Raw genomic sequence first — 22,579 nt, forward strand, 5'->3', positions numbered from 1 at the left:
TCGATTAGCGCTTGGTTTCTTCAACTTTTCCTTGCATTAAAAAAGATGCTAATAAGCTTTGAGATTTTTTGAGTTTGGCCAATTTTTCTGAAATATGTTCTAACTCCATTTCTAATGTCTCTTTGGCAACTGAGCATAAGGTAAGTTTTTCCTCACCCAAATCGAAACATGGCAATAATAATTTAATGTCTTTTAAATGCATGCCAGCATCATTGAGAACTTTAATTTTTTGAATATCCTCGATGTTTGCTTGATTATAATCTCGATAGTGATTCGCTGTTCGTCGCGGACGAATTAATCCTAGCTCTTCGTAATAACGGAGCATACGCGGGCTGACTTGAGTTATCTCAGCAACTTTAGCAAGATTCATAATAGACCTCTTATAAACTGAAACGGATCAGTTGGAAAAAATTTATCGGTGGCTCTATTCAAGCTGTTGAATGAGTAAAACCTATTTAATCTTTATTTTAGAATTTTAACAGTATTTACCGTTTATCTGAGCTTTAGTGAATCTCGCTATAATTTGTTATAGCCTATTTAATAGACAATATTAAATGTATTGAATCATTTTATTGAATGTATAGGATGATTTATTTTTTAGGTGAAATGTATGAACTTTATCAAAGTTTCGATACTTGCAACGGCTCTTTCTGTTTGGTTACCCACTGTACAGGCAGAAGAAGTTGCCTCATTGCCTACCATTAAAGTGATGGCGGATTCTGAACTGCGTCAAGAAGCTGTAGGTGTTGTTCCTTATCAAGAAGATAAGGATGTACGTAAAGCGTTACAGCATCAGATCATTAAAAAAGAGAATGAGATCCAAAATTATGTGATAGGCGATAATTTTGCTGTGCTTGATATGCAGCCCAAAGCCTCTGAACCGAATATAAATCAAATTTCTTCACCATTACTCAGAGAGTATGTTTTGGCTGTAGCTGCTGGTTTGCAGTCCTCTGATCCTACAGCAGGTTTGTTTACCATGATGGAGCCACTTTCGATGGGGATGAATCGCGAGAAAGCCTTAGAAGCAGTTCGTAATGGAACTTTTAAGTTGAATATCGATGCTGACCGTTTAGATTTGATGTTAGGTGACAAATGGCGAAGTGGCTTACCGAAGTGATTCGTTATTTAAAATTTTGATTATTTCATTAAGCCAATCTGTTGATTGGCTTTTTTGTGTTTGGCGATTTTATTGAAAATTAAATATATTGAATCATTATTGCTATATTGTGATGAATACCGATTTATTTTTCTTTATTTTCAAATAAAGGATCCAAGATTGTATGTGCTTCTGTTGAATGATTTTTAGTGGAAAAAATATTTCCTTTGAGCGTGCTATGTTTATTCCATACAAATTCTTGTTTGGTTAAATCAAATAAGCTTACTGAATAAAATTGACCTTCTTTGGGTATATAAGTTGTTACAAGACCAGAACCTGCTCCTAAAGTTGCAAGTGTTACGCCAAGGCTTAGTGCACCCAGCGCTACTTTAGAACCTGTTGATGCCTTTAAACCATCAATCGATACCACAAAAATATAATTCGATTTTGACCAGTTTTTTAAAGTATTTAATGTCTCCTTCTCAAGAATCGGAAGTGCTAAAGTCACTTTTTTGTTTCGAGCATTTGCCGAAATGACTTCATTTGATTTTGAAGTAAACTGATTAAAAGCTAAAACAGCCTTTTGTTGATCAGCATTCATATTTGAGTGATTAGCGTTCAAAAGTGGATAGTTTGTAATCTCTTTACGTTTTGAGTCTTTATTTTCCAGAAAATCATACTTTTTAAGTTGTTCTTCTGGCATAGAACCACAAATAAACGGTGATGCAATTTCACCGATTTGAACACCATTCTGATTTAATTGTTGAGAAAATATCTGAATAAATTTTTCACTGGTTAATTGTGAGGGCTGATTCAAAATAAGATCTTTGCCCAATTCATTGGTGAGTAAGCAGCTATTAACTAAAATAGCCACAGGTTCAGCTTTAAGTCTTGGTTGTGTTTGGTTAAGTTGGTTACGAGTTTCAGTCGAAATTTTTGTTGTTGCACAGCCTGTAAATACGAAACTTGCAACAAGGGGAAATACAAATTTTTTCATGGCTACGTTCTGTCATTATTTAGCAAAGTTTAATTTCAGTGTAAAGAATGAACAGATTAAGTTAAATTTTATTAAAAATAAAGTTTAAATTATCTTTACTATTATTTTTTATTCAAAAAAATCCCCGCATTAAGCGGGGATTTTATATCTTGGTATTTAATTAAGAATTAAACACGTTCGATAATTGTCGCTATACCTTGGCCAAGACCGATACACATGGTTGCAAGACCGATTTGAGTATCTTGTTGTTCCATCACGTTCAACAATGTCGTGGTGATACGTGCACCAGAACAACCCAATGGGTGACCCAATGCAATCGCACCGCCGTTTAAGTTAATCTTGTCTTGCTTGTCATAGATGTTCAAGCCTTTCATTACAGAAAGACCTTGAGCAGCAAATGCTTCATTTAACTCGATGGTTTGGATGTCTTCCATCGTTAAGCCAGCACGTTTAAGCGCTTTCTGTGTTGCAGGAACAGGACCATAACCCATAATCGCAGCATCACAGCCTGCAATCGCCATAGAGCGAATCACAGCACGTGGCTTAAGACCTAAAGCTTGAGCACGTTCAGCAGACATCAACAACATTGCTGATGCACCATCAGACAATGCAGAAGAAGTCGCAGCAGTTACAGTACCACCTTTAGGGTCAAATACTGGACGTAACGCTTTGAATGCTTCAAGGTTTGCATCTGGACGGATGACTTCGTCGATGTCGCAAAGGATTTTGAAGCCATTGGCATCATGACCTTCAACACCCACGATTTCGTTTTTGAAACGACCTTCCTGAGTTGCAGCCCAAGCGCGACGATGAGATTCAACACCAAACGCATCTTGTTCGTCACGGCTAATGCCGTTCATACGACCTAACATTTCAGCAGTTAAGCCCATCATGTTAGATGCTTTCGCATAATGCTTTGATGCTTCTGGGTTAAGGTCGATGCCGTGCATCATACCAACGTGACCCATGTGCTCTACACCACCGATGATGAATACATCACCTTGGTTGGTTGCAATTTGCGCCGCAGCAGTATGGATTGACTGCATAGAAGAACCACAGAGGCGGTTTACAGTTTGACCACCAACAGTCTTCGGTAAGTCAGCCAATAACACGATGTTACGGCCAATGTTCATACCTTGTTCTAGGGTTTGGTTAACACAACCCCAGATCAAATCTTCAACTTCATTGACATCAAACTGGTTACGAGCAACTAAAGCACGAACCAATTCAGCAGATAAGCTGTCAGCACGTACATTGCGGAACATACCGTTTTTGGTTTTACCCATTGCAGAACGTACGCCATCAACGATGACAACGTCACGTGGATTCAAAGTAGCCATTCACGTTGCTCCTTAACCGTAGAATTTTTTGTTGTTTGCAGCCATGTCACGCAACATTTGTGGCGCTTCATAAGCCTTACCTAAGTGTGCATATTTGTCGCAAAGCGCAACATATTCAGCAACACCTGTTTGGTCGATGTAACGCGCTGGACCACCACGGAATGGAGGGAAACCTACACCCATGATCATTGCCATATCTGCTTCAGAAGCAGTAGAAACAATGTTGTCTTCTAAGCAACGAACAGTCTCGTTACAGAACGCGAGCATCATACGGTCAATAATTTCTTGAGCATCAAACTCGTGCTTTTCAGTTGTTGCCATCGTTGCAACAAGCTCATACGCAGTTGGATCAATAGATTTCGCTTTCTTACCTTTACGATCAAGCTCGTATTTGTAGAAACCAATGTCATTTTTTTGACCAAGACGTTTGTTTTCGTACATGATTTCGATCGCGCCTTTATAGTCAGGCTTCATGCGGTCTGGGAAACCTTCAGCCATAACTTCAGCACCATGCACACCAGTGTCGATACCCACAACGTCGATCAAATAAGCAGGTCCCATAGGCCAGCCGAATTTTTCCATGACTTTGTCAACTTGTTGGAAGTCTGCGCCATCTTTAAGCAGAAGGTCAAACGCACCAAAGTAAGGGAACAATACACGGTTTACAAGGAAGCCAGGGCAGTCGTTTACAACGATTGGTGTTTTACCCATTTTCTGAGCAAGAACAACAGTTGTCGCAATTGCTTCTTCAGATGTTTTCTCACCACGGATCACTTCAACCAAAGGCATCATGTGAACTGGGTTAAAGAAGTGCATACCCACGAAGTTTTCAGGACGAGTCAATGCATTTGCAAGACGCGTGATTGAAATCGTAGAGGTATTTGATGCAATGATCGTATTTTCACGAACTTTTGCTTCTGTATCACGTAACACCGCTTCCTTGATTTTAGGATTCTCTGTGACTGCTTCAATCACGATGTCAACTTCTTTAAACTCGTCATAGCTTAAAGTAGGGCGGATGCGTGCAAGTGTTTCACCCATTTTTGCAGGTGTCATCTTTTTACGTTCAACTTGTTTAGTCAACAAGCCATTCGCTTCAGACATACCCAAAGCAAGCTGTGGGTTACCGATGTCTTTCATGATGATTGGTGTACCTTTGCTTGCCGCTTGGTAAGCAATACCACCACCCATAATACCCGCACCTAAAACAGCTGCTTGGTTAACAGGGTGAGCACCTTTCTCATGTTTTTTAGAGGCTTTTTTCACAACTTGGTCATTGATGAATAAACCGATCAATGCACCTGCTTGTGGTGTAATCGCAGCTTTAGCAAATGCTTCAGCTTCAATTTTTAACGCTTCATCACGTTTTTGGCTTACACCAGCTTGAAGTGAATCAAGAAGAAGTTTTGGCGCAGGGTATTGAGCAGGGTTTGCTTTCGCAAGGACCACACCTTTAGATGAGTTAAACGCCATCATTTGTTCAAGCATGTCTAATTTAACAGGCTCTAATTTTTCTTGACGTTTTGCTTTCCAGTCTAAACGACCAGAGATTGCTTGTTTAACAAGATCAATCGCAGCTTCTTGGAGTTTGTCAGCCGCAACAACTGCATCTACAGCACCGTCTTTCAGCGCAGCATCTGGACGTTTGTTTGCTGAAGTCGCGATCCACTCAACCGCATTGTCAATACCAATCAAACGGCTTAGACGAACAGTACCACCGAAACCAGGAATGATACCCAGTTTAACTTCTGGTAAGCCCACTGTTGCAGCATTTGACATTACGCGGTAGTCACATACCAAACACATTTCAAAACCGCCGCCCAATGCAATACCATTGATCGCAGCAACTTTAGGAATCTCTAGATCTTCAAAAGCGTTAAAAATCTCGTGAACAGGCATTGCCCATTCTACAATTGCACTTTCACCTTGCTTAAAATTTTCACCAAACTCAGTGATGTCTGCACCAACGATAAATGTTGATTTACCAGAGGTAACGATGAGACCTTTCACTTCACTGTTATTTTTTACAGCTTCAATAGCAGCTTTAAAGTCTTCAATCGTTGCACGGTTGAATTTGTTAACCGACTCACCTTGTAAGTCAAAGCGGAATTCTGCAATTCCGTCCGAAAGCAATTGGACGGTAATGGCATTGCCAGCGTGGATCATGCCCTGATCTCCTTTTTTGGAGGACTTCTTAAGTTGATGTTTTGAAGTGTGTATGCAATTCCCGCACACATTTCGACTTCACTAATCTTACGATAACTATATCTAAAAATAACCTAACAAGTTGTATCAAGCCGTGACGCAAGGGTCATCAATTTTTTTTGAGTAGAAGATTAAATTAAGCTTTTCAATTTTAAGAATCTTATAGGTTTTTTGCATAAATATTTGAAATTTATTTATTTAATGTAAATTCCTTTGTGCCTTTCATTACAAAAATGAATAAGAAAAGCCATTCATAGTGATTCATTTTTTTTGTCATTTAGGTCAATTGGTGTGAAATTTAATTATTTGTTTAGAAAATCTTTATAATCTATTGAATGTTTTGTATTATATATGTAATATTTGCTTGGTATTTACTCAAAAAAAGAACCCCTTATGAATACACAAAACAAGAACCTCGTATTTACAGCTATTTTTTTATCCTTGTCTTTGGTTGGATGCGGTGGTGGTGGTGACTCTTCATCAGATAATTCGAAACCTTCAACAGCACAAGACAGCTTGGATAATGGAACACGCTATTACTCTGTTAATTATGAATTAGATGATGACTCTGATAACTTGACTATGGAATATTATGAGATTTTCAATAAACAGTTTAAGAGTTCTGACGCTAACAAATTTCTAGGAGAATATATATTAACAGCCAACAAATTATATACGCCACGTGAGATTGCACCGAATACAGTTGCATTAAACTCTATGACTTCATGGACCTCAACCTTAATTGGTAATGTTAAAACGGATCTTAAATTAGAAAAAGTTGATGTCTCAGGAAAAAATATTTTTGATACGGTTTTACCAGGCTATCGTAGTTTAGGTTTCGACAGTGAAAATAATTATAATGAAGCACGAAAATTGTTAGCTTCATACGGCAATGATCGTTTTCCACAGGGGAGTAACTGTTATCGTTTTATCTCTCAAAAGAACAACCAAGATTATTTTAGTTTCAAGACAGATACTGAATCGAAGCGAACATTTGAAGAATTAAAAGAAGCAAGTTCTGGTTATGTTGATTTTTTAAATCAACAAGTTAAGCCGTTAGACCTAACCTATCGTTATTCAAGTGGTAATTGGCAAAATGTTCCTTGGACGACTATTTATGAAACTGATACGGGCATAACCAGTGATGATTATGTGGCAGTTAAATATCAAGATAAAACATATTTGGCTGATTACGATAGTGACATTGAATGGACGAGAGCCAAAGAAATTAAACAATGGGAAAAACTGTTAGCTGCAGCGACAACAGACAAACAAAGAAGAACAGCAACGTTAAATATTGAACGGTTCAAGAATGGGTGTTTTATATATAACACGCAAGCTGCATCAGCTTTGGCTTCTTTAAGACTGATTGATTGGAATAAATAAGAAAACAACTTAGATGTCTGTCTCATAAAACTTAAACCAAATTTGTAGAAGTGACTACAAATTTGGTTTATTTTTAATAATAATTAATAAAAACATACAATTAGGTCATTATGGCTTTTTGATTTATAGGTTTGTTATAATTTGTAGAAACATTCTCACTTTTTGAGATTTAAAATTCTATCAGCACATGTTGCTTGATTAACCTGATTAATGAAAAGAGTGCTGTATGATTAAATGGATCATATTGGCGATTTTTGTGATTTCTGCTTTGTATATCCAAAATCGCGGTAAAGTGCGACATTCGTTTTATCGTCAATTTTTTGACCATTCAACGATACTCGCACCAATTAACTTTCTCATGTATATGTTTTCAAAAGTGCCGAATCAGCCGTATATCGACACAGAACATTTTAAAGATTTAAAAGTGTTAGATGAAAACTGGGAAATGATTCGTGAAGAGGCGCAAGCGTTATATGCCAAAGGTGGAATCAAGGCTTCAAGTACATATGATGACTTAGGCTTTAATTCATTCTTTAAAACAGGTTGGAAACGGTTTTACCTAAAATGGTATGACTCAGCGCATCCATCAGCAGCAGAGCTTTGCCCTAAAACAACTGAATTGCTGAAAACCTTGCCAAGTATTAAGGCGGCAATGTTTACAGAGCTTGCACCTGATAGTCGATTAGTGCGCCATCGTGATCCTTATGCAGGTTCATTGCGTTATCACTTGGGGCTCATTACGCCAAATGATGATCGTTGCTTTATTGATGTAGATGGTCAGCGTTATTCATGGCGTGATGGTGAAAGCGTGGTTTTTGATGAAACCTATATTCATTATGCTGAAAATACCACAGATCAAAATCGTATTATCTTTTTTGCTGATGTAGAGCGTCCATTAAAAACAAGATTTATGCAGCGTTTTAATCACTGGTTCGGTAAAAAAGTGATGACAGCTGCCAGTTCTCCAAATGAAGCAGGTGATCAAACAGGGGGGTTAAACAAAGTTTTTGGTTATGTGTATCAAATCCGCATTAAAGCCAAAGCCTTGAAAAAAACCAATCGTCAGTTGTATTACTTTTTAAAGTGGTTCTTGATGTTAGGGATTTTCTTCCTGATTTTTATTCGACCATATATGTCACAGATCATTGCATTTTTTGAAAAAATGATTTGATTTAAAGCGCCCGCCAGGGCGTTTTTTTAATAACAAATTTTGACTTGAGTTTAACGCTCGTTTTTTTTAATTTACTTTCATAATTTATAAAAGCGCTGGAAAACACAAAATGTTTAAAAATTTAGCCTCAGAAATGATGGGTATGAGTGATATTGGAACAATTATTGAACCACATGATTTCAATAAAACAGATATTGATGATTATATTTTTCATGAAGATAACGAGAAAATTTTCTTTGTCATCAAAAGTAAAACAGATGAATATTGCTTTACCAATGTGGCCTTTATGCACCTAGATGGTAAAAGTGCCATCAGTAAAAAACGGATGTTGTATCGCTACTTATATAAGCACAACCCAATTAAAAATGTACTTTTAGAAACTGCTGGTACCGTGGATTTAGATGCTGAAATCAAGTTCCAATTAGGTGAACAGCATTTCTCTATCGATATTGATAAAAAACAAATCGAGAAAATTCGCGATCTTTATAAAGCATTATTTACCATTGGTGAAACTTGCAAAGAGATCAATCGTAAACGTAATGTGCTATTACAAAGCACTGACAATGTGCAGAAAATGTTTAACTTACGAGAGCTTAGTGAACAGGCAATTTTAAATTTACCTGAAATCATCAATCAGACTGCGCAACAAGTTGAAGATTATGCCAACCAGCGTATTCGACAGATTGAGAATTATGATTTTTCTGAAATTTTTGATCGCTATTTAAAAAATTGAGGTTTAGACATTTAGTCAAAAATTAAAACGCTCGAAAGGGCGTTTTTTATTATGTAAATCAATGATTTTATAGTCATATTTAACTCGAAATTCAGATAGAATAATATTTTGTATGGGGAAACTTTGAAGAGCGTGATGCAAAAATTTCAAACTAAAATTGATTGGTGGATTTTAGGCTTTTTAATCGCAATGACCGGTCTACTGATTCAATTGCTTTATACCATGTATGCAAAAGGCACTATGGTTGAATATCCTGAGCATACAGCGGTGTATATTTTAACTATTGCTGTGATTTGGTGGCCAGTTTTCAATACACGCTATATCATTGAAAATGAAGCATTGATCATTCATAGTCTATTTTTAAAATGGCATATCCCATTGGCAAATATTCAAAACATCAGCAAAACCAATAATTCGATTTCATCACCTGCCTTATCTCTAGATCGTTTGAAAATCGAATATATGAAAGATGGAAAAATCAAACAGGTCTTGGTTTCTCCAAGAGATCAACAGGCCTTCCGTCAGGCAGTAGAAGTCAGTCGTACTCAGATTGAAATAAATAGAGAATAGCGATCGTTTGTAATAAATATTTTAAAACTATCATAAGAAGTGAATCATACGGGTATTGAAAGTGCCTTCTCGCTTTAGAAGAAGACTAAGACGAGAGAGTTTTTATGTTTTATGGTTTTAAAATTTATAAAAGCAGCCTAAAGTACAAAGCCTAACTGAGACGAGAATCTCTTAAAATTTACTTTAATAATCAACTATATGGGCATAATAAGCAGTCAAATTTTAAGCAATTTTCACTTGTGATTTTATGAAATATTGGTTAATAATGATTCAAAACAAATAGTCGAGTGAACTGCTATAATGAAAAAAACAATATTTTTTATAATCAATGCTTTAATTTTAACAGCGTGTGGTGGTGGATCGGATGATTCAAAAAGCGAATCAGATAAATTTGATACCCTATATTCATTTCAAGGTGGAGGCTTTGACTTACTATTCGGAGCAAAAACTTACCATATTAATGAAAATAAAAATCTCTTGGTTCAAGATGCTTCTATAGAAGAAACTTCAAAATATTATCTAACACAAAATGCGATTTCGACATTTACCCCACCACAATTAGATCAAAATACATACTTGCTGGGTGAGTCTGCAACATTTGATGGAACGAAATTACAATATTCCGTGAGTAATTATATTGCTCAACAACCTTTGGTTTTATCTTATCAATATAAGAAAATTGATGTCTCTGGGCAATTGATTACGGATGATATTTATAATCCAATCCGTCAAATGAGGAGTAGTGCGACAGGTCAGATTTTAGTTGCAATCTTAGGGTTAGGTTATTCGCCAAATGAAGTATTTCCAAAAGGCTCTATTTGTTGGCAAAGTTTGTCAGCCAATAGTAATCAGGAATATATTGAGTTCTTACCGTATATCGTTGATGCAAAGGTATTTGCAGATTTAGAAATAGAAGCAACAGGAAATTGGAGTAATGTGGCTTGGACGCGATTCAAAGATAAGGAAAACACCCTATATAGCAATGTAAAGCTCACAATAGATGGAAAAGACTATCAAGGAAAATATCATCCTCAAAATGAATTTTTTTATCATAAACCTGATGAATTGGCGTGTAGTTGGATGAACCGTATCGCCTATAAAGCTGTTAATCAGCCATTTAAAAAAATAACAAATCAGGACACTATAGAGTAGAAAGCGCAAGTAATTCACTCAAGTAGACTTGAAAAATGGATGATCTAACTACATCATCCATTTATAGTCCAAAGTTAAAAGTCTACTGTGAACGAAAACGCACGTGAAAATATCGAAAAGATTCTAGCCAATATGACGACTTTACCTGGTGTGTATAAAATGCTGGGAAAAGAGGGTGAATTATTATATGTCGGAAAAGCCAAAAATCTAAAAAATCGTGTACTAAGTTATTTTGTCAAAACCATTGAACATCCGAAAACACAGGCTTTGGTTGCACGTATTTATAATATTGAAACCCTTATCGTCCGTTCTGAAACAGAAGCTTTATTACTCGAACAGAATCTAATAAAACTGCATCGCCCACCATATAACATTATGTTGCGCGATGATAAATCCTATGTCTATATTTTTGTCTCCGCAGATAAGCCTTATCCACGTATTGCTTCAGGACGGGGCAAAGGCAAACATCAAGTGGGTAAGTTTTTTGGCCCTTATCCAAGCGCTTACAATGCAAGAGACACACTGTTAGTTCTACAAAAATTATTTAATGTCCGCCAATGTGAAAATAGCTATTTTTCACAGCGTAAACGTCCTTGTCTGCAATATCAGATCAAGCGTTGTACTGCGCCTTGTGTGGGGCTAATTTCAGCCGAAGCCTATAATGAAGACGTACAAAACTCGATTCGTTTTTTAAATGGCGATACCAAAGAACTGAATCAGGAATTGATTCAAAAAATGGAACAAGCGGCAGAAAATCTAGAATTTGAGAAAGCGGTATTTTACCGTGACCGCATGGCCTTACTGCGTGATGTCCAAGCACAACAAGCCATTTATAAAGTCAAAGGTGAAGCTGATATTCTTGCCATTGCCTATCAAGCGGGTGTGACCTGTGTACAGATCATGCATGTGCGTAATGGGAAAATGCTGGGTGGGAAAAGTTATTTTCCAGATATGTTAGATGATGATTTGGGGCAAATGTTATCTGACTTTATCGCCAATTTTTATTTTCAGGTCGCAGATGAAATTCCTACTGAACTGATTGTCAATGTAAATGTGTCAGACCGAAAAGAACTGGAAGAAGCTTTACATCAACAATTTGAAAAGAAAATTCAGATTAAACACAATGTTCGTGAAACTCGTGCTGAATGGCTTGAGTTGGCTGAGATGAATGTTCAGCATGCCATCAAAGGAAAATTAGCCAATCATTTAGAATTAAATGAGCGTTTTCATCAATTAGAACAAGTCTGTGGACGACCTGTTGATCGTATTGAATGCTTTGATATCTCGCATACTATGGGCGAAGCGACTATTGCATCATGTGTGGTTTTTGATGCAGGTGGCGCACGTAAACGCGATTATCGCCAATTTGCGATTGAAGATATTACTGGCGGTGATGATTATGCCGCAATGCGCCAAGCCTTAACACGCCGTTATAAAAAAGCCATGTTACCCGATTTATTATTGATTGATGGTGGTAAAGGGCAACTTCATATGGCGATGGAAGTTATGCAAGAGCTTGGTTTAGATGCATTTATGGTGGGTGTCTCCAAAGGTGAAGGGCGTAAACCCGGTTTAGAAACACTACATTTTACCGATGGCACCAAGATTCAGCTTCCTGAAGACCATAAAGCCCTGCATTTGATTCAGCAGGTTCGTGATGAAGCACATCGCTTTGCCATTACCAAACATCGCGCTAAACGAGATAAGCGTCGTGGAGGTTCGGTACTTGAGGCTATTCCGGGCTTAGGTCCAAAACGTCGCCGTGATTTACTGACACATTTTGGTGGGATTCAAGGCGTACTTAAAGCCTCTGAACATGATTTAAAAAATGTTCCCGGTTTGGGTGATGTTATGGCACGAATGATTTATAAAGTGTTGCATGAATAACGTCATTATTGTTCTCGATGATGAGTAGCATTTGCCAAAACAACCATTGACGCATGAGTCACTGATCATTTTCATCTCATGTTAAATATGAAACAGTACAGCAAAGATTGGAAAATTGGACAGATCATGTCATTAGAATCGCTATTTCAGCAGATTGAACAAGAAGAGTGGATTGATATTCCTCAAGGGTGGTTGCAGGGGCGCACCATCTTTGGTGGGCTCGTTGCAGGTATGTTGGTTTATAAAGCAATTGCAACCATTCACGATCCAGTTAAAAAGTTGTTAAGTTGTAGTGTCACTTTTGTTGGACCTGTTGAAGAAACACCAGTGAAATTGACTGCTGAAATTCTGAGACAGGGTAAGTCAGTTACCACAATTGAAGTCAGACTGTGGCAAAATGAAGCTGTGCAGAGTATTTTAATTGCAAGTTTTGGTAGCCAACGAGATTCTAAAATTCAAGTGTCTTTAGAGCCTCAAGCCCCTGATTTTCCGCCACTTAATCAGATTAATATTGTCCCTAAATATTTACCTTTTCCAGAGTGTGTAAAAAATTTCCAACTGGCATGGACTGAAGGGAATTATCCAATGTCAGGCAGTAAACAACCTGATTTTTCAGGTTGGTGTCGTTTTGACCCTGAGCTACATGCCAATCGAGAAATGAATGTCTCAGATATCATGACCTTAATGGACGTTTGGCCACCCGGTGTATTGCCGATGTTTAAACTGCCTGCGCCCGCAAGTACACTGACTTGGCAAGTAACGTTTATCCATCCTTTACAAAATCAGTTGAATGATTGGTTCAAGTATAAAGTGATTACAGACTTTGCTGAGCATGGATATGCAACAGAACATGCCTATCTTTGGGATGAGCAAAATCGACTCATTGCGATTGCAAGACAGACGGTTACAGTATTTACCTAGTCGACAGTTTCATGTGAATCGTTTAAAGTACTAACGAAATAGAGCTTTACTCTAAATTATTATTTACCTTCATTCGGGTAAGTAGGGGACTCACTGGCGGTGTCTATGACTACAGGTCGTATCCTGAATATTCCAAATATCTTGACGCTTGCTCGAATCGCGTTAATTCCTGTTTTTTTAATTATTGCCTATTGGCCACCTGCAATTGGAGTAGCTGGACATACTGGTGGTATGACGCGTCATATTATCTTGACTGCAATTTTTGTTGTTGCAGCAGTCACAGATTGGTTTGATGGTTATCTGGCACGAACATTAAATCAAACCTCAGCTTTTGGACGTTTTTTAGATCCAGTTGCAGATAAATTAATGGTGGCAGCAGCACTGATTGTTTTAGTGCAATGGCAACCATCAATCACTATGGCATTTGCCGCAATTGTGATTATTTCACGTGAAATTACAGTTTCAGCACTGCGTGAATGGATGGCTGAATTAGGTGCACGTACCAATGTAGCAGTCTCCACGGTGGGTAAATATAAAACAGCCTTTCAGATGATCGCGATCACAGTGTTTTTATTGAATTGGCAGCCACTTGAAATACTGGCTTATGCCTTGTTATATACCGCGGTCATTTTGACACTCTGGTCGATGTTTATTTATTTAAAAGCGGCATGGCCTTATTTAAAACAGCCTTAATCTTCTCAATTGAAGCCAAGTATACAGATCAAAGCCTTTCTCTCGTGAAAGGCTTTTTTTGTGTATGAAAGTCAGTACAATGGAAAGATTGATGAAAACAGATACAAATCGTTAAACATCATCTTGGGCTATATTGAAAATCAATCAAATTACAAGAAACACTGTAACTGGAATATTGAGAAACACGCCATTGCAGGTAAAATTAAGGAATACACATGGCAGCATTGCTCTATTTATCGAATCAAAATTTGTATTTATTGGATGGGAATAAAAGTATTACGGTTCCTTGCCAAGCCATTGACTTATATAAAAAGAATTTAGTTGAGATTCAACAACGTAAAGATTGGAAAACCAAAGGTACGGGCGCACAGTTCATGGGAGCATCGTCACAAAATGATGAGGTGAATTTAAACCATATTTTCCCCACAGATGTTGCTCTCACTGCTGATCATAAAATGATTTATACCGCTTGTTTGCAAGAAGGCACTTCGATCAATATCAAATCATTGACAGATTTACAAGAAACCGAAGGCTTAGTATTACGAAAGAATGATTTTGTGGTGCAGGACATGGCTTATGATGAATCTAAAAAGCGTTTAGCACTATCCGTTAACACACAGGGCTATGAACGGCATATTTGTATTCTGCCTTTAGACGCCAATCGAACACAATATTTGACCGAAGGGGATTGTCAGGATTCAAATCCATGTTTTGATCCGCGAGATACCATGCAGTTGTATTATGATTCGTGTGGTTTAGCCTATGGCGAACACCGTATTGCCTATAGCCCCAAAGAAATTTTTCATTTGGATATGGGAACAGGCGAGTTGCAAACAATCGCTTCAAATCCAAAGTTTGATTTCTTGAAACCCAAAATGGATGAGCAGGGCAATTTGTATTTTATTAAACGCCCGTATTCCCGTGATGGCGCTCACCAATCCCCGTTAACAACGTTTAAAGATATTATTTTTGCGCCTTTTAAAATTATTCGTGCGATTGTGGGGTGGTTGGATTTCTTTACTCAACGCTATACAGGTGAATCATTAAAAACAACGTCTGGAAATAATCCAGCCAAATCGCAACAAAAGTCAGAAGAAGAGTTATTTGTTGAAGGTAATTTGATTAAGGCTCAGCAAAATTTAGAACGTAATCAGAAGGCGGGCGAAAAATATCCAGGGATGATTCCAAATTCTTGGGAGTTGATCAAGATGACAGCTTCTGGTGAGATGATTGTCTTAAAAAAAGGCGTGATGAGTTTTGCTTTAAAAGACAATTCTATTTTTTATTCCAATGGAAAATATTTGGTTGAAATTGACCAAAACAACAATGAGACCTTGCGGGTTGAAGCAAAGCTAATTTCAAAAATTATCTGTTAAGCTCTTGTGTTTTCAAACTATATTTAGATAAACCAAAGCTGAAATGAGACTTTGGTTTATTCTAGAACTTGTTTTGAGAAGGAGACAAAGTATCAGGCTTAATTAGTTTTTGATAATCGTCAAAGAGGTATGTTCAAAGCGTGATTTTAGCTTATCCATATCAGTCAGTGAGAAAGTCCCTTTTTCAGATTCCCGAGAAAGAAATACTGAAAGCGATTGAAAATCTACACGGCTAATCAGTAAATCTTGTATAGAAACAGTCCATTTTTCACCTGAATGTAGTCGCGCAATTTGGTTCGAAATGTGGTTAAGCAGATCCATTTTATTCATCCTGATGCAAGTGATTGGAAATTTTTATCTTGAAAATAAAAACTCACTGAGTTGATCACTTAAAATATTTTTAACCTGTACACATAAGCGTTAAAGCCATCCGAGATGACTATCATGTGACATTAATATTGCATTTTCGTGACAAGTAAACGTGGATATCCGATTAAAATAAATAAACTTTATTTTTTTTCTGCCGAAAAATTCGAATTTGCCAAAATATATTCAATCTCTTCTTTTGCCGCAGTTTGTAGTTTGCTACGTAAAGCATTTAGGCTCTGTTCGATGAGCGTTTCTGCTTCTAACTCAAGACGTAGACGAACACTTTCCAACTCTGAAGTCATTTGCGCATCTGTGATGCGGAATTGCCCATTGGCATAATCTATTGCTGGATAATCAGGATTTTTAGTGTATTTTTCACTATATTCTGAAATTTCAATATCAATTTGTTGACGTAAATTTTGTAAGGCCGCTTGTTGATGTTCAAACTGCTGAATTTCATCTTGTTGTAGTGCTAAATTATAGGCGTGCTGTAATGCTCGTTTTTCCGCTAAAGATTTTTCAAGTGCCAATTGTCTACGGATACGTGCTTCTTCAATCAGCTGGGCTTTTAGCTCAGCATAGGCGTGTTCAACTTGGAGTTGCGCCACTTGCATTTGGCGTTGGTCGTTAGTTAGCCAGTCCTGTACATTTGTTTTAGGGCTAAGAAGGTCACAGATGCGGTTGAGGTCATCTACAAAAGTTTGGCGTACCGCTTCAGGCGTATCTAACCAGCGCTTTTTAAAATCTTGACCGACATTTAATGTCACCACGCATCTCCTTGATATAAAATGAGAATAAAGAATTAAAGTTTAAATGTTTGAGGCGAAATACCCATTCGTCGATAGGCTTTATATTTCTCTCGACCAATTTGTTTTGCTGATTCAGCATTTTCAATAATTTCTATAATGTGACTAAATTGTGTCACTTGTTCAAGTGCTTGATTGTTAAAATTAAACACAATCCAGTCTAAAGACTCAGGTAATCTTGACGAAATACAGATCGGTGCATCAATTTGATCAATTCCATGCGCAATAAAACTGGTCGGATCAAAACTCCATAAACGTTCATCCAGTTGTTGCTGCATGTCTACATCGGGGCAATGCAACCAAACTTTGGCTGCATTTCGTAAAATTTTACGACATAAACGACAGGCACTTTCCACCTGCCGTTCAGGGCTTTTTTCAAACAAATAAAAGCTAATTTTAGCCATTCTTTTGTACACGGTTGGCGATTAATTGCATCAATAATGGTACTGGACGGCCTGTTGCACCTTTATTTGCACCAGAATTCCATGCAGTACCAGCAATGTCTAAGTGTGCCCAACGATAGTCACGGGTAAAGCGTTGTAAGAAGCAAGCTGCTGTAACTGCGCCAGCTTTTGGCCCGCCAATATTGGCAATATCGGCAAATGGCGAATCAAGTTGTTCTTGATAATCGTCATATACGGGCATACGCCATACACGGTCAAATGCAGTGTGTCCTGCTGCTGTAATTTCTTCTGCAAGTTCATCATCTGGTGTAAATAAACCTGAAACCACTGAACCTAAAGCAACCACACAAGCACCCGTCAGTGTTGCAATATCAATCACCAATGCAGGATTAAAGCGTTTAATATAAGTTAAGGTATCACAAAGGACTAAACGGCCTTCGGCATCGGTATTCAGGATTTCAACCGTTTGACCACTCATGGTGGTTACAATATCCCCTGGGCGAGTTGCATGGCCAGAAGGCATGTTTTCAGCAGCAGCAATTGCGCCAACTACATGAATCGGGAGTTTCGCTTCACAAAGTGCACGAATCGTACCCAACACAGATGCTGAACCACACATATCAAATTTCATTTCATCCATGCCTAAGCCCGGTTTTAATGAAATACCACCTGTATCAAAAGTCACACCTTTACCCACAAGTACGATTGGTGCTTGATCAGGATTGGCTTTATATTCAAGGGTAATCACTCGTCCCGGACGATCAGAACCTTTGCTTACCGCAAGGAAAGCATGCATGCCTAGATCAGCAAGTTGTTGTTCTTCAAGTACCGTTACTTGTAAAAGCTCAGGAAATTCAGCTGCTAAAGCACGTGCTTGTTCTGCTAAATATTCAGGGAAGCAAATATTAGGAGGGCAGTTACCTAAGTCACGGGCAAAGTTTTGGCCTTTTTGGACAGCTTGAATAAGTGTGATCTGTTCTGCAGTCAGACTTGATTGCGTTGCAATAAATTCAATATTTTCTAAAGTAAACTCATTCTTCTTCGATTTGAATTCATCATAAGCATATGCAGCTTGCGTCAAATTTAATGCAAATAGATAATGTAACTCAGTCGGTAAAGCCGAAATATCGATACTGATTTTTTGGAATTTTTTTTGTGAAGCTTTGATAATGGTTTGTGCGATTTTTGCTAATTTCGCAGCTTTAATTTCAGAGGCTTTATCTATGCCCACTAAAGTACATTGCGTAACTTGAGTTAGCTTTCCGATAAGTGGTAGAGTTTCGTTTAAACTTGCTTTGAATTGAGTGTCTTCAATTATGCTGTTCAAGTCATTGATTTTATATGTTTCTTGAGCTTGTTTAGCGTTTTCAGAATCCACCAGAATAAATAACGACTGGCTAGATGTAGACGCTGAAAATGACGTATTGATCGTAAGTTTCATGTGTTGTCTTTGTGCCTTTTGTACATTTCAAATCATTAAATCATTGAACCACTTCAAATGGTAGAATTTCAATCTAGTTTTATAATTTTAACTTCGGGTAAACTAGCGCTACATCACGATATTACCCTTATTTGGAAGATTAATTTGATTATTCGACGTTACCTTGTCAAACAAGTCGTTTCGACCTCTCTTGTGGTTGTCACATTATTGACAGTCATTATGATGGGTGGGCAATTGATTAAACGATTTGGTCAAGCTGCTATGGGGCGTGTAGATCCGAGTATTCTGTTGAGTATTATCGGTTTTCGTTTACCTGAGTTTTTGACTTTAATTCTTCCTTTGGGTTTCTTTATTGGGTTGATGCTGGTTTTTGGTCGTTTATATGTCGATCATGAAATGGCGGTACTGAACGGGAGTGGTATTAGCCGTATTCAAGTCGCCAGATTATTGATTCCACTGACTGTTATTTACTTGTGTGTACAAAGTGTCTTAATGATCTGGATGTCTCCATGGGGGATCCGTCAATATGAGCAATTGATCTCTACACAAGCGGTACGAACAGGCTTCGATTTAGTTCGGCCACGTGAGTTTATTTCTTCGGGGGCTTATACGATTTATGCAGGCTCTTTATCTGAAGATCGTAAAAATCTAAAAGATATTTTCTTTTATCAACGTGCTGAAAAAGAAGGCAAACCTGATGTCATGATTTTGGCAAAGGAAGCGACACGGATTGAAATTGCCAATGAAACCGCCAGTGTGGTCGATTTAGTCGAAGGTCGCCGTTATGAAATTTATCCTGGAACACCCAAATATAGCCAAACTGAATTCCAATCTTATCGTTTACGTTTAGAAAATAATAAAGAAGCCAAGTTTGAAAGTGATGAAGTTGAGGGGCTATCTTTTGGCAAATTGCTTGAAAATAGAAATGACCCTGTTGTGGCAAGTGAGTTGGGATGGCGCTTATTTGTTCCGTTTTCCATTATTGTCGCCTTAATGCTGGCAACTGCATTGTGTGAAGTCAGCCCAAGACAAGGTCGCTATCTCAAACTTTTCCCAGCATTATTGATTTTTGCCAGCTTAATTGTGGCACTCATGGCAATACGAACCCGTATCAGTAAAGATGAGGTGGGTGTTTGGGCATATCCTGCAGTGTTATTATTCTATGCTGTTGCTGCCGCTCTATTTTCAAGAAAGCAGAAATTAGCACCTAAGATTAAAAAGCAAATACAGCGAGTAAAATCATAATGTTAGCACGTAGAATTGTCGCAAAACATGTGACGAAAACCACCTTGCTCGCCATGTTAGGTGCGACCGCAGTCCTTGCCAGTTTGCAGATCTTGTTCACCTATTTGGGTGAGTTAAGTGATCTTAAACAAGGCTATACGGCTTGGAATGCGTTGCAATATGTTTTATGGGGCGCACCTCGTTATTTGTATGAGATTCTTCCAATTGCAGCCTTGATCGGGGCTGTATTGGGTTTAGGTTCAATGGCTTCCAACAGTGAACTGATTGTGATGCGAGCAGCGGGTATTAGCCTCTGGCGTATTGTTGGTTGGGTGATGCGTTCAGCGATGCTTTTGGTGGTGCTTTCATTTTTATTGACCCAATTCGTAATTCCCTATACCAATGAACAGGCGAAAAGTATTAAAAGCCATCGCAGTGTCGCGGCGCTTGGGGAAGTTAAAGGCTATTGGACACGTGAAGGGCAACGCTTTATTTATATTGATTATGCCAACTCGCAAGGCACGCTAAAACAAGTTCAAGTTGTCGATTTTGACGAAAATTATCGAATGAAATCATTGCTAAATTCGGAAGAAGGGCAGTTCTTCAAAGAAGGTCAATGGAATTTAAAAAACAGTGCCCAAGTCAATTTATTGGACAACGGTCAAGCTCAAGTTGTCAATAAAAACCAACAGGATTTAGCACTCGCCTTGCAACCGAAATATGTGCATATGGTGACCATCAATCCTGAGGACTTAGCCCCTACGCAGTTGTTGAGTTTTATGCAATATATGCATGAATATAGCCAAGTACCGAAGACATATCTTTTGGCTTTCTGGAAAAATATTGGTTCACCATTTGCGTTACTTGCATTGGTGTTGATTGCCTGTTCATTTATTTTTGGGCCTTTGCGCCAACAATCAATGGGTTTTCGCTTAGTCATCGCATTATTTGTTGGTTTGGGCTTCTATTACATACAAGACTTCTTGGGCTATGCGAGTTTGGTCTATGCACCATCGCCAGCTTGGTTTGTATTTTTGCCAATTGTATTGATGTTTGGTATCGGCAGTTATTTGTTGTATAGAGCAAGATAATTTGATGAATCAATTGCTTAGGTCTGTTGAATTTTAACTAGATTAGAAATTTAGATGATGGCAACCCGTTTTTGCCATGGTCTTAGCATAGAGTCTGCCGTAAAAAAACGGTAAGATGTAACGATTAATTTGTAAACAGTAAAGAGTGTAAATCATGACGGATGCAACTGCTGGCAAAATCCCTCACGTTCTAGTGATTATGGATGGTGTGGGTCATCGTGAAGCGGTCGAAGATAATGCGTTTTTAGCAGCAAAAACGCCAAATCTAACCATGATGCAAGAAAAGCATCCGCATAGTTTAATTTCAGGTTCAGGTGAAGATGTGGGTTTGCCAGATGGGCAAATGGGTAACTCAGAAGTGGGTCATATGAACTTGGGTGCAGGTCGTGTGCTGTATCAAGATTTTACCCGTATCACCAAAGACATTCGTACCGGCGACTTTTTTGAGCATGAAGTTCTGATTGATGCTGTAGAAAAAGCCAAAGCAGCAAATGGTGCATTACACATCATGGGACTGTTGTCAGAGGGCGGTGTCCACTCTCATCAAGACCATATTATTGCGATGTGTGAGCTTGCCTTGAAACGTGGGGCAAAAGTCTATTTACATGCGTTCTTAGATGGTCGTGATACGCCACCACGGAGTGCAAAACCTTCTTTAGAAAAACTCGATGCTGTATTTGCACAATATCCAAATCAAGGGCGTATTGCCACCATGATTGGACGTTACTTTGCTATGGATCGTGATAATCGTTGGGATCGTGTGGAACAAGCTTACCGCCTGATGACTGAAGGAGAAGCTTTACGTGTTGTTGATTCAGCAGTTGAAGGTTTAGAGCAAGCTTATTCAGCCAATGAAAATGATGAATTTGTTAAAGCAACCCGTATTGGTGAAATCGCAAAAATTCAAGATGGCGACAGTGTGGTCTTTATGAATTTCCGTGCTGATCGTGCACGTGAAATTACCAAAGCCTTTGTCGAGCAAGACTTTGCTGGTTTTGAGCGTAAAGTGGTACCACATCTATCCAAATTTGTGATGTTAACGCGTTATCAAGCGACGATCGATGCACCAGTGGCGTATATGCCAGAAGGTTTAAAAAATTCAATTGGTGAATACTTATCTTCTTTAGGCAAAACGCAGTTACGTATTGCAGAAACAGAAAAATATGCCCATGTGACTTTCTTTTTTAGCGGTGGCCGTGAAGATGAATATCCAGGTGAAAAACGAATTCTAATCCCATCACCGAAAGTGGCGACTTATGATCTACAACCAGAAATGAGCGCACCAGAAGTCACTGACAAGCTGGTGGATGCGATCAATTCAGGCGAGTTTGACCTTTTGGTGGTGAACTATGCCAATGGCGATATGGTGGGTCATACTGGCGTGTTTGATGCAGCTGTGAAAGCAGTTGAAGCGGTTGATACAAGCCTTGGTCGTTTATATGAAGCAGTAATGGCAAAGCATGGTCACATGCTGATTACCGCTGATCATGGTAATGTCGAGCAAATGCAGGATTATGTGAGTGGTCAAGTCCATACCCAGCATACCACTGAACTTGTACCTTTCATTTATGTTGGACCAAGCTCAGCGACGATTGCTGAAGGTGGAGTTTTAGCAGATGTTGCACCGACTATTTTAAGTTTAATGCATCTCCCTGTACCGACAGAAATGCAAGGCCGTAATCTGATTACATTGAAAGCATAAAATTATCTCTAT

General features: G+C 38.3%; 21 protein-coding genes. 13 read left to right on the top strand and 8 right to left on the bottom strand.

The genetic code is table 11. The features are described 5' to 3' along the window. Nucleotides 1–4 precede the first annotated feature (4 nt). Nucleotides 5–370 (bottom strand): MerR family transcriptional regulator, encoded by a 366-nt coding sequence (locus tag AS4_RS01355; RefSeq protein ID WP_096732695.1) that lies wholly within the window; start codon nt 368–370, stop codon nt 5–7. A gap of 240 nt (nt 371–610) precedes the next feature. Between AS4_RS01355 and AS4_RS01360 the strand changes: the two genes are divergently transcribed. Then, on the top strand, nt 611–1,120 hold the full coding sequence (locus tag AS4_RS01360) for a hypothetical protein (protein ID WP_096732697.1): 510 nt from the start codon (nt 611–613) through the stop codon (nt 1,118–1,120). Between the two features lie 124 nt (nt 1,121–1,244). Here the strand turns inward: AS4_RS01360 and AS4_RS01365 are convergent, their stop codons facing one another. The 3 genes from AS4_RS01365 to fadB all read right to left on the bottom strand — a co-directional run bounded on the left by AS4_RS01365 (nt 1,245) and on the right by fadB (nt 5,602). Then, a complete protein-coding gene (locus AS4_RS01365) occupies nt 1,245–2,096 on the bottom strand; it encodes a YajG family lipoprotein (RefSeq protein WP_096732699.1) in 852 nt (283 codons plus the stop codon). 167 nt (nt 2,097–2,263) lie between these two features. Beyond that, nucleotides 2,264–3,436 (bottom strand): acetyl-CoA C-acyltransferase FadA, encoded by a 1,173-nt coding sequence (fadA, locus tag AS4_RS01370; RefSeq protein WP_004718442.1) that lies wholly within the window; start codon nt 3,434–3,436, stop codon nt 2,264–2,266. 12 nt (nt 3,437–3,448) lie between these two features. Further along, complete coding sequence (gene fadB, locus AS4_RS01375; protein ID WP_004818537.1) at nt 3,449–5,602, bottom strand: fatty acid oxidation complex subunit alpha FadB; 2,154 nt, start codon at nt 5,600–5,602, stop codon at nt 3,449–3,451. A 432-nt stretch (nt 5,603–6,034) separates the two neighbouring features. Between fadB and AS4_RS01380 the strand changes: the two genes are divergently transcribed. The 9 genes from AS4_RS01380 (at nt 6,035) to AS4_RS01420 (ending at nt 15,530) form a co-directional block, all read left to right on the top strand. Beyond that, nucleotides 6,035–7,027, top strand: a complete 993-nt coding sequence (locus AS4_RS01380) for a hypothetical protein (protein WP_096732701.1) — start codon at nt 6,035–6,037, stop codon at nt 7,025–7,027. Between the two features lie 226 nt (nt 7,028–7,253). Beyond that, nucleotides 7,254–8,198, top strand: a complete 945-nt coding sequence (gene lpxO / locus AS4_RS01385; protein ID WP_096732703.1) for a lipid A hydroxylase LpxO — start codon at nt 7,254–7,256, stop codon at nt 8,196–8,198. 109 nt (nt 8,199–8,307) lie between these two features. Next, nucleotides 8,308–8,931: a PH domain-containing protein gene (locus tag AS4_RS01390; RefSeq protein WP_004718435.1), complete on the top strand. Its 624-nt coding sequence runs from the start codon at nt 8,308–8,310 to the stop codon at nt 8,929–8,931. A gap of 135 nt (nt 8,932–9,066) precedes the next feature. Continuing rightward, nucleotides 9,067–9,501: a PH domain-containing protein gene (locus AS4_RS01395; RefSeq protein ID WP_096732705.1), complete on the top strand. Its 435-nt coding sequence runs from the start codon at nt 9,067–9,069 to the stop codon at nt 9,499–9,501. A 300-nt stretch (nt 9,502–9,801) separates the two neighbouring features. Continuing rightward, nucleotides 9,802–10,653, top strand: coding sequence for a hypothetical protein (locus AS4_RS01400; RefSeq protein ID WP_096732708.1), 852 nt, complete (start codon nt 9,802–9,804; stop codon nt 10,651–10,653). 87 nt (nt 10,654–10,740) lie between these two features. Then, nucleotides 10,741–12,540: an excinuclease ABC subunit UvrC gene (gene uvrC, locus AS4_RS01405; RefSeq protein WP_096732710.1), complete on the top strand. Its 1,800-nt coding sequence runs from the start codon at nt 10,741–10,743 to the stop codon at nt 12,538–12,540. A 126-nt stretch (nt 12,541–12,666) separates the two neighbouring features. Then, nucleotides 12,667–13,461: a thioesterase family protein gene (locus AS4_RS01410; protein WP_096735467.1), complete on the top strand. Its 795-nt coding sequence runs from the start codon at nt 12,667–12,669 to the stop codon at nt 13,459–13,461. A gap of 105 nt (nt 13,462–13,566) precedes the next feature. Then, on the top strand, nt 13,567–14,154 hold the full coding sequence (pgsA, locus tag AS4_RS01415) for a CDP-diacylglycerol--glycerol-3-phosphate 3-phosphatidyltransferase (RefSeq protein ID WP_004718416.1): 588 nt from the start codon (nt 13,567–13,569) through the stop codon (nt 14,152–14,154). A 215-nt stretch (nt 14,155–14,369) separates the two neighbouring features. Further along, on the top strand, nt 14,370–15,530 hold the full coding sequence (locus AS4_RS01420) for a hypothetical protein (protein WP_096732712.1): 1,161 nt from the start codon (nt 14,370–14,372) through the stop codon (nt 15,528–15,530). Between the two features lie 102 nt (nt 15,531–15,632). Here the strand turns inward: AS4_RS01420 and AS4_RS01425 are convergent, their stop codons facing one another. From AS4_RS01425 to AS4_RS01440, 4 genes are all read right to left on the bottom strand, one after another. After that, nucleotides 15,633–15,851: a hypothetical protein gene (locus AS4_RS01425; protein ID WP_004818550.1), complete on the bottom strand. Its 219-nt coding sequence runs from the start codon at nt 15,849–15,851 to the stop codon at nt 15,633–15,635. Nucleotides 15,852–16,039: 188 nt separating this feature from the next. Further along, nucleotides 16,040–16,669: a cell division protein BlhA gene (gene blhA, locus AS4_RS01430; RefSeq protein ID WP_227548110.1), complete on the bottom strand. Its 630-nt coding sequence runs from the start codon at nt 16,667–16,669 to the stop codon at nt 16,040–16,042. 32 nt (nt 16,670–16,701) lie between these two features. Further along, complete coding sequence (locus AS4_RS01435; protein ID WP_096732716.1) at nt 16,702–17,109, bottom strand: DNA polymerase III subunit chi; 408 nt, start codon at nt 17,107–17,109, stop codon at nt 16,702–16,704. Continuing rightward, nucleotides 17,102–18,550, bottom strand: coding sequence for a leucyl aminopeptidase (locus AS4_RS01440; protein WP_096732718.1), 1,449 nt, complete (start codon nt 18,548–18,550; stop codon nt 17,102–17,104). The genes AS4_RS01435 and AS4_RS01440 overlap by 8 nt, the downstream gene beginning before the upstream one ends. Nucleotides 18,551–18,694: 144 nt before the next feature. On the opposite strand from AS4_RS01440, the gene lptF reads away from it, so the two are divergent. The 3 genes from lptF to gpmI all read left to right on the top strand — a co-directional run bounded on the left by lptF (nt 18,695) and on the right by gpmI (nt 22,567). After that, on the top strand, nt 18,695–19,795 hold the full coding sequence (lptF, locus tag AS4_RS01445) for an LPS export ABC transporter permease LptF (RefSeq protein WP_034613617.1): 1,101 nt from the start codon (nt 18,695–18,697) through the stop codon (nt 19,793–19,795). Then, entirely contained in the window at nt 19,795–20,865 is a 1,071-nt protein-coding gene (lptG, locus tag AS4_RS01450; protein WP_004818556.1) for an LPS export ABC transporter permease LptG, read from the top strand. Before lptF ends, lptG begins: the two co-directional genes overlap by 1 nt. A 154-nt stretch (nt 20,866–21,019) precedes the next feature. Beyond that, entirely contained in the window at nt 21,020–22,567 is a 1,548-nt protein-coding gene (gpmI, locus tag AS4_RS01455) for a 2,3-bisphosphoglycerate-independent phosphoglycerate mutase (RefSeq protein ID WP_034613550.1), read from the top strand. Nucleotides 22,568–22,579: the final 12 nt, after the last annotated feature.

The organism is Acinetobacter guillouiae (genome assembly GCF_002370525.2).
Taxonomy (GTDB): Bacteria; Pseudomonadota; Gammaproteobacteria; order Pseudomonadales; family Moraxellaceae; genus Acinetobacter; species Acinetobacter guillouiae.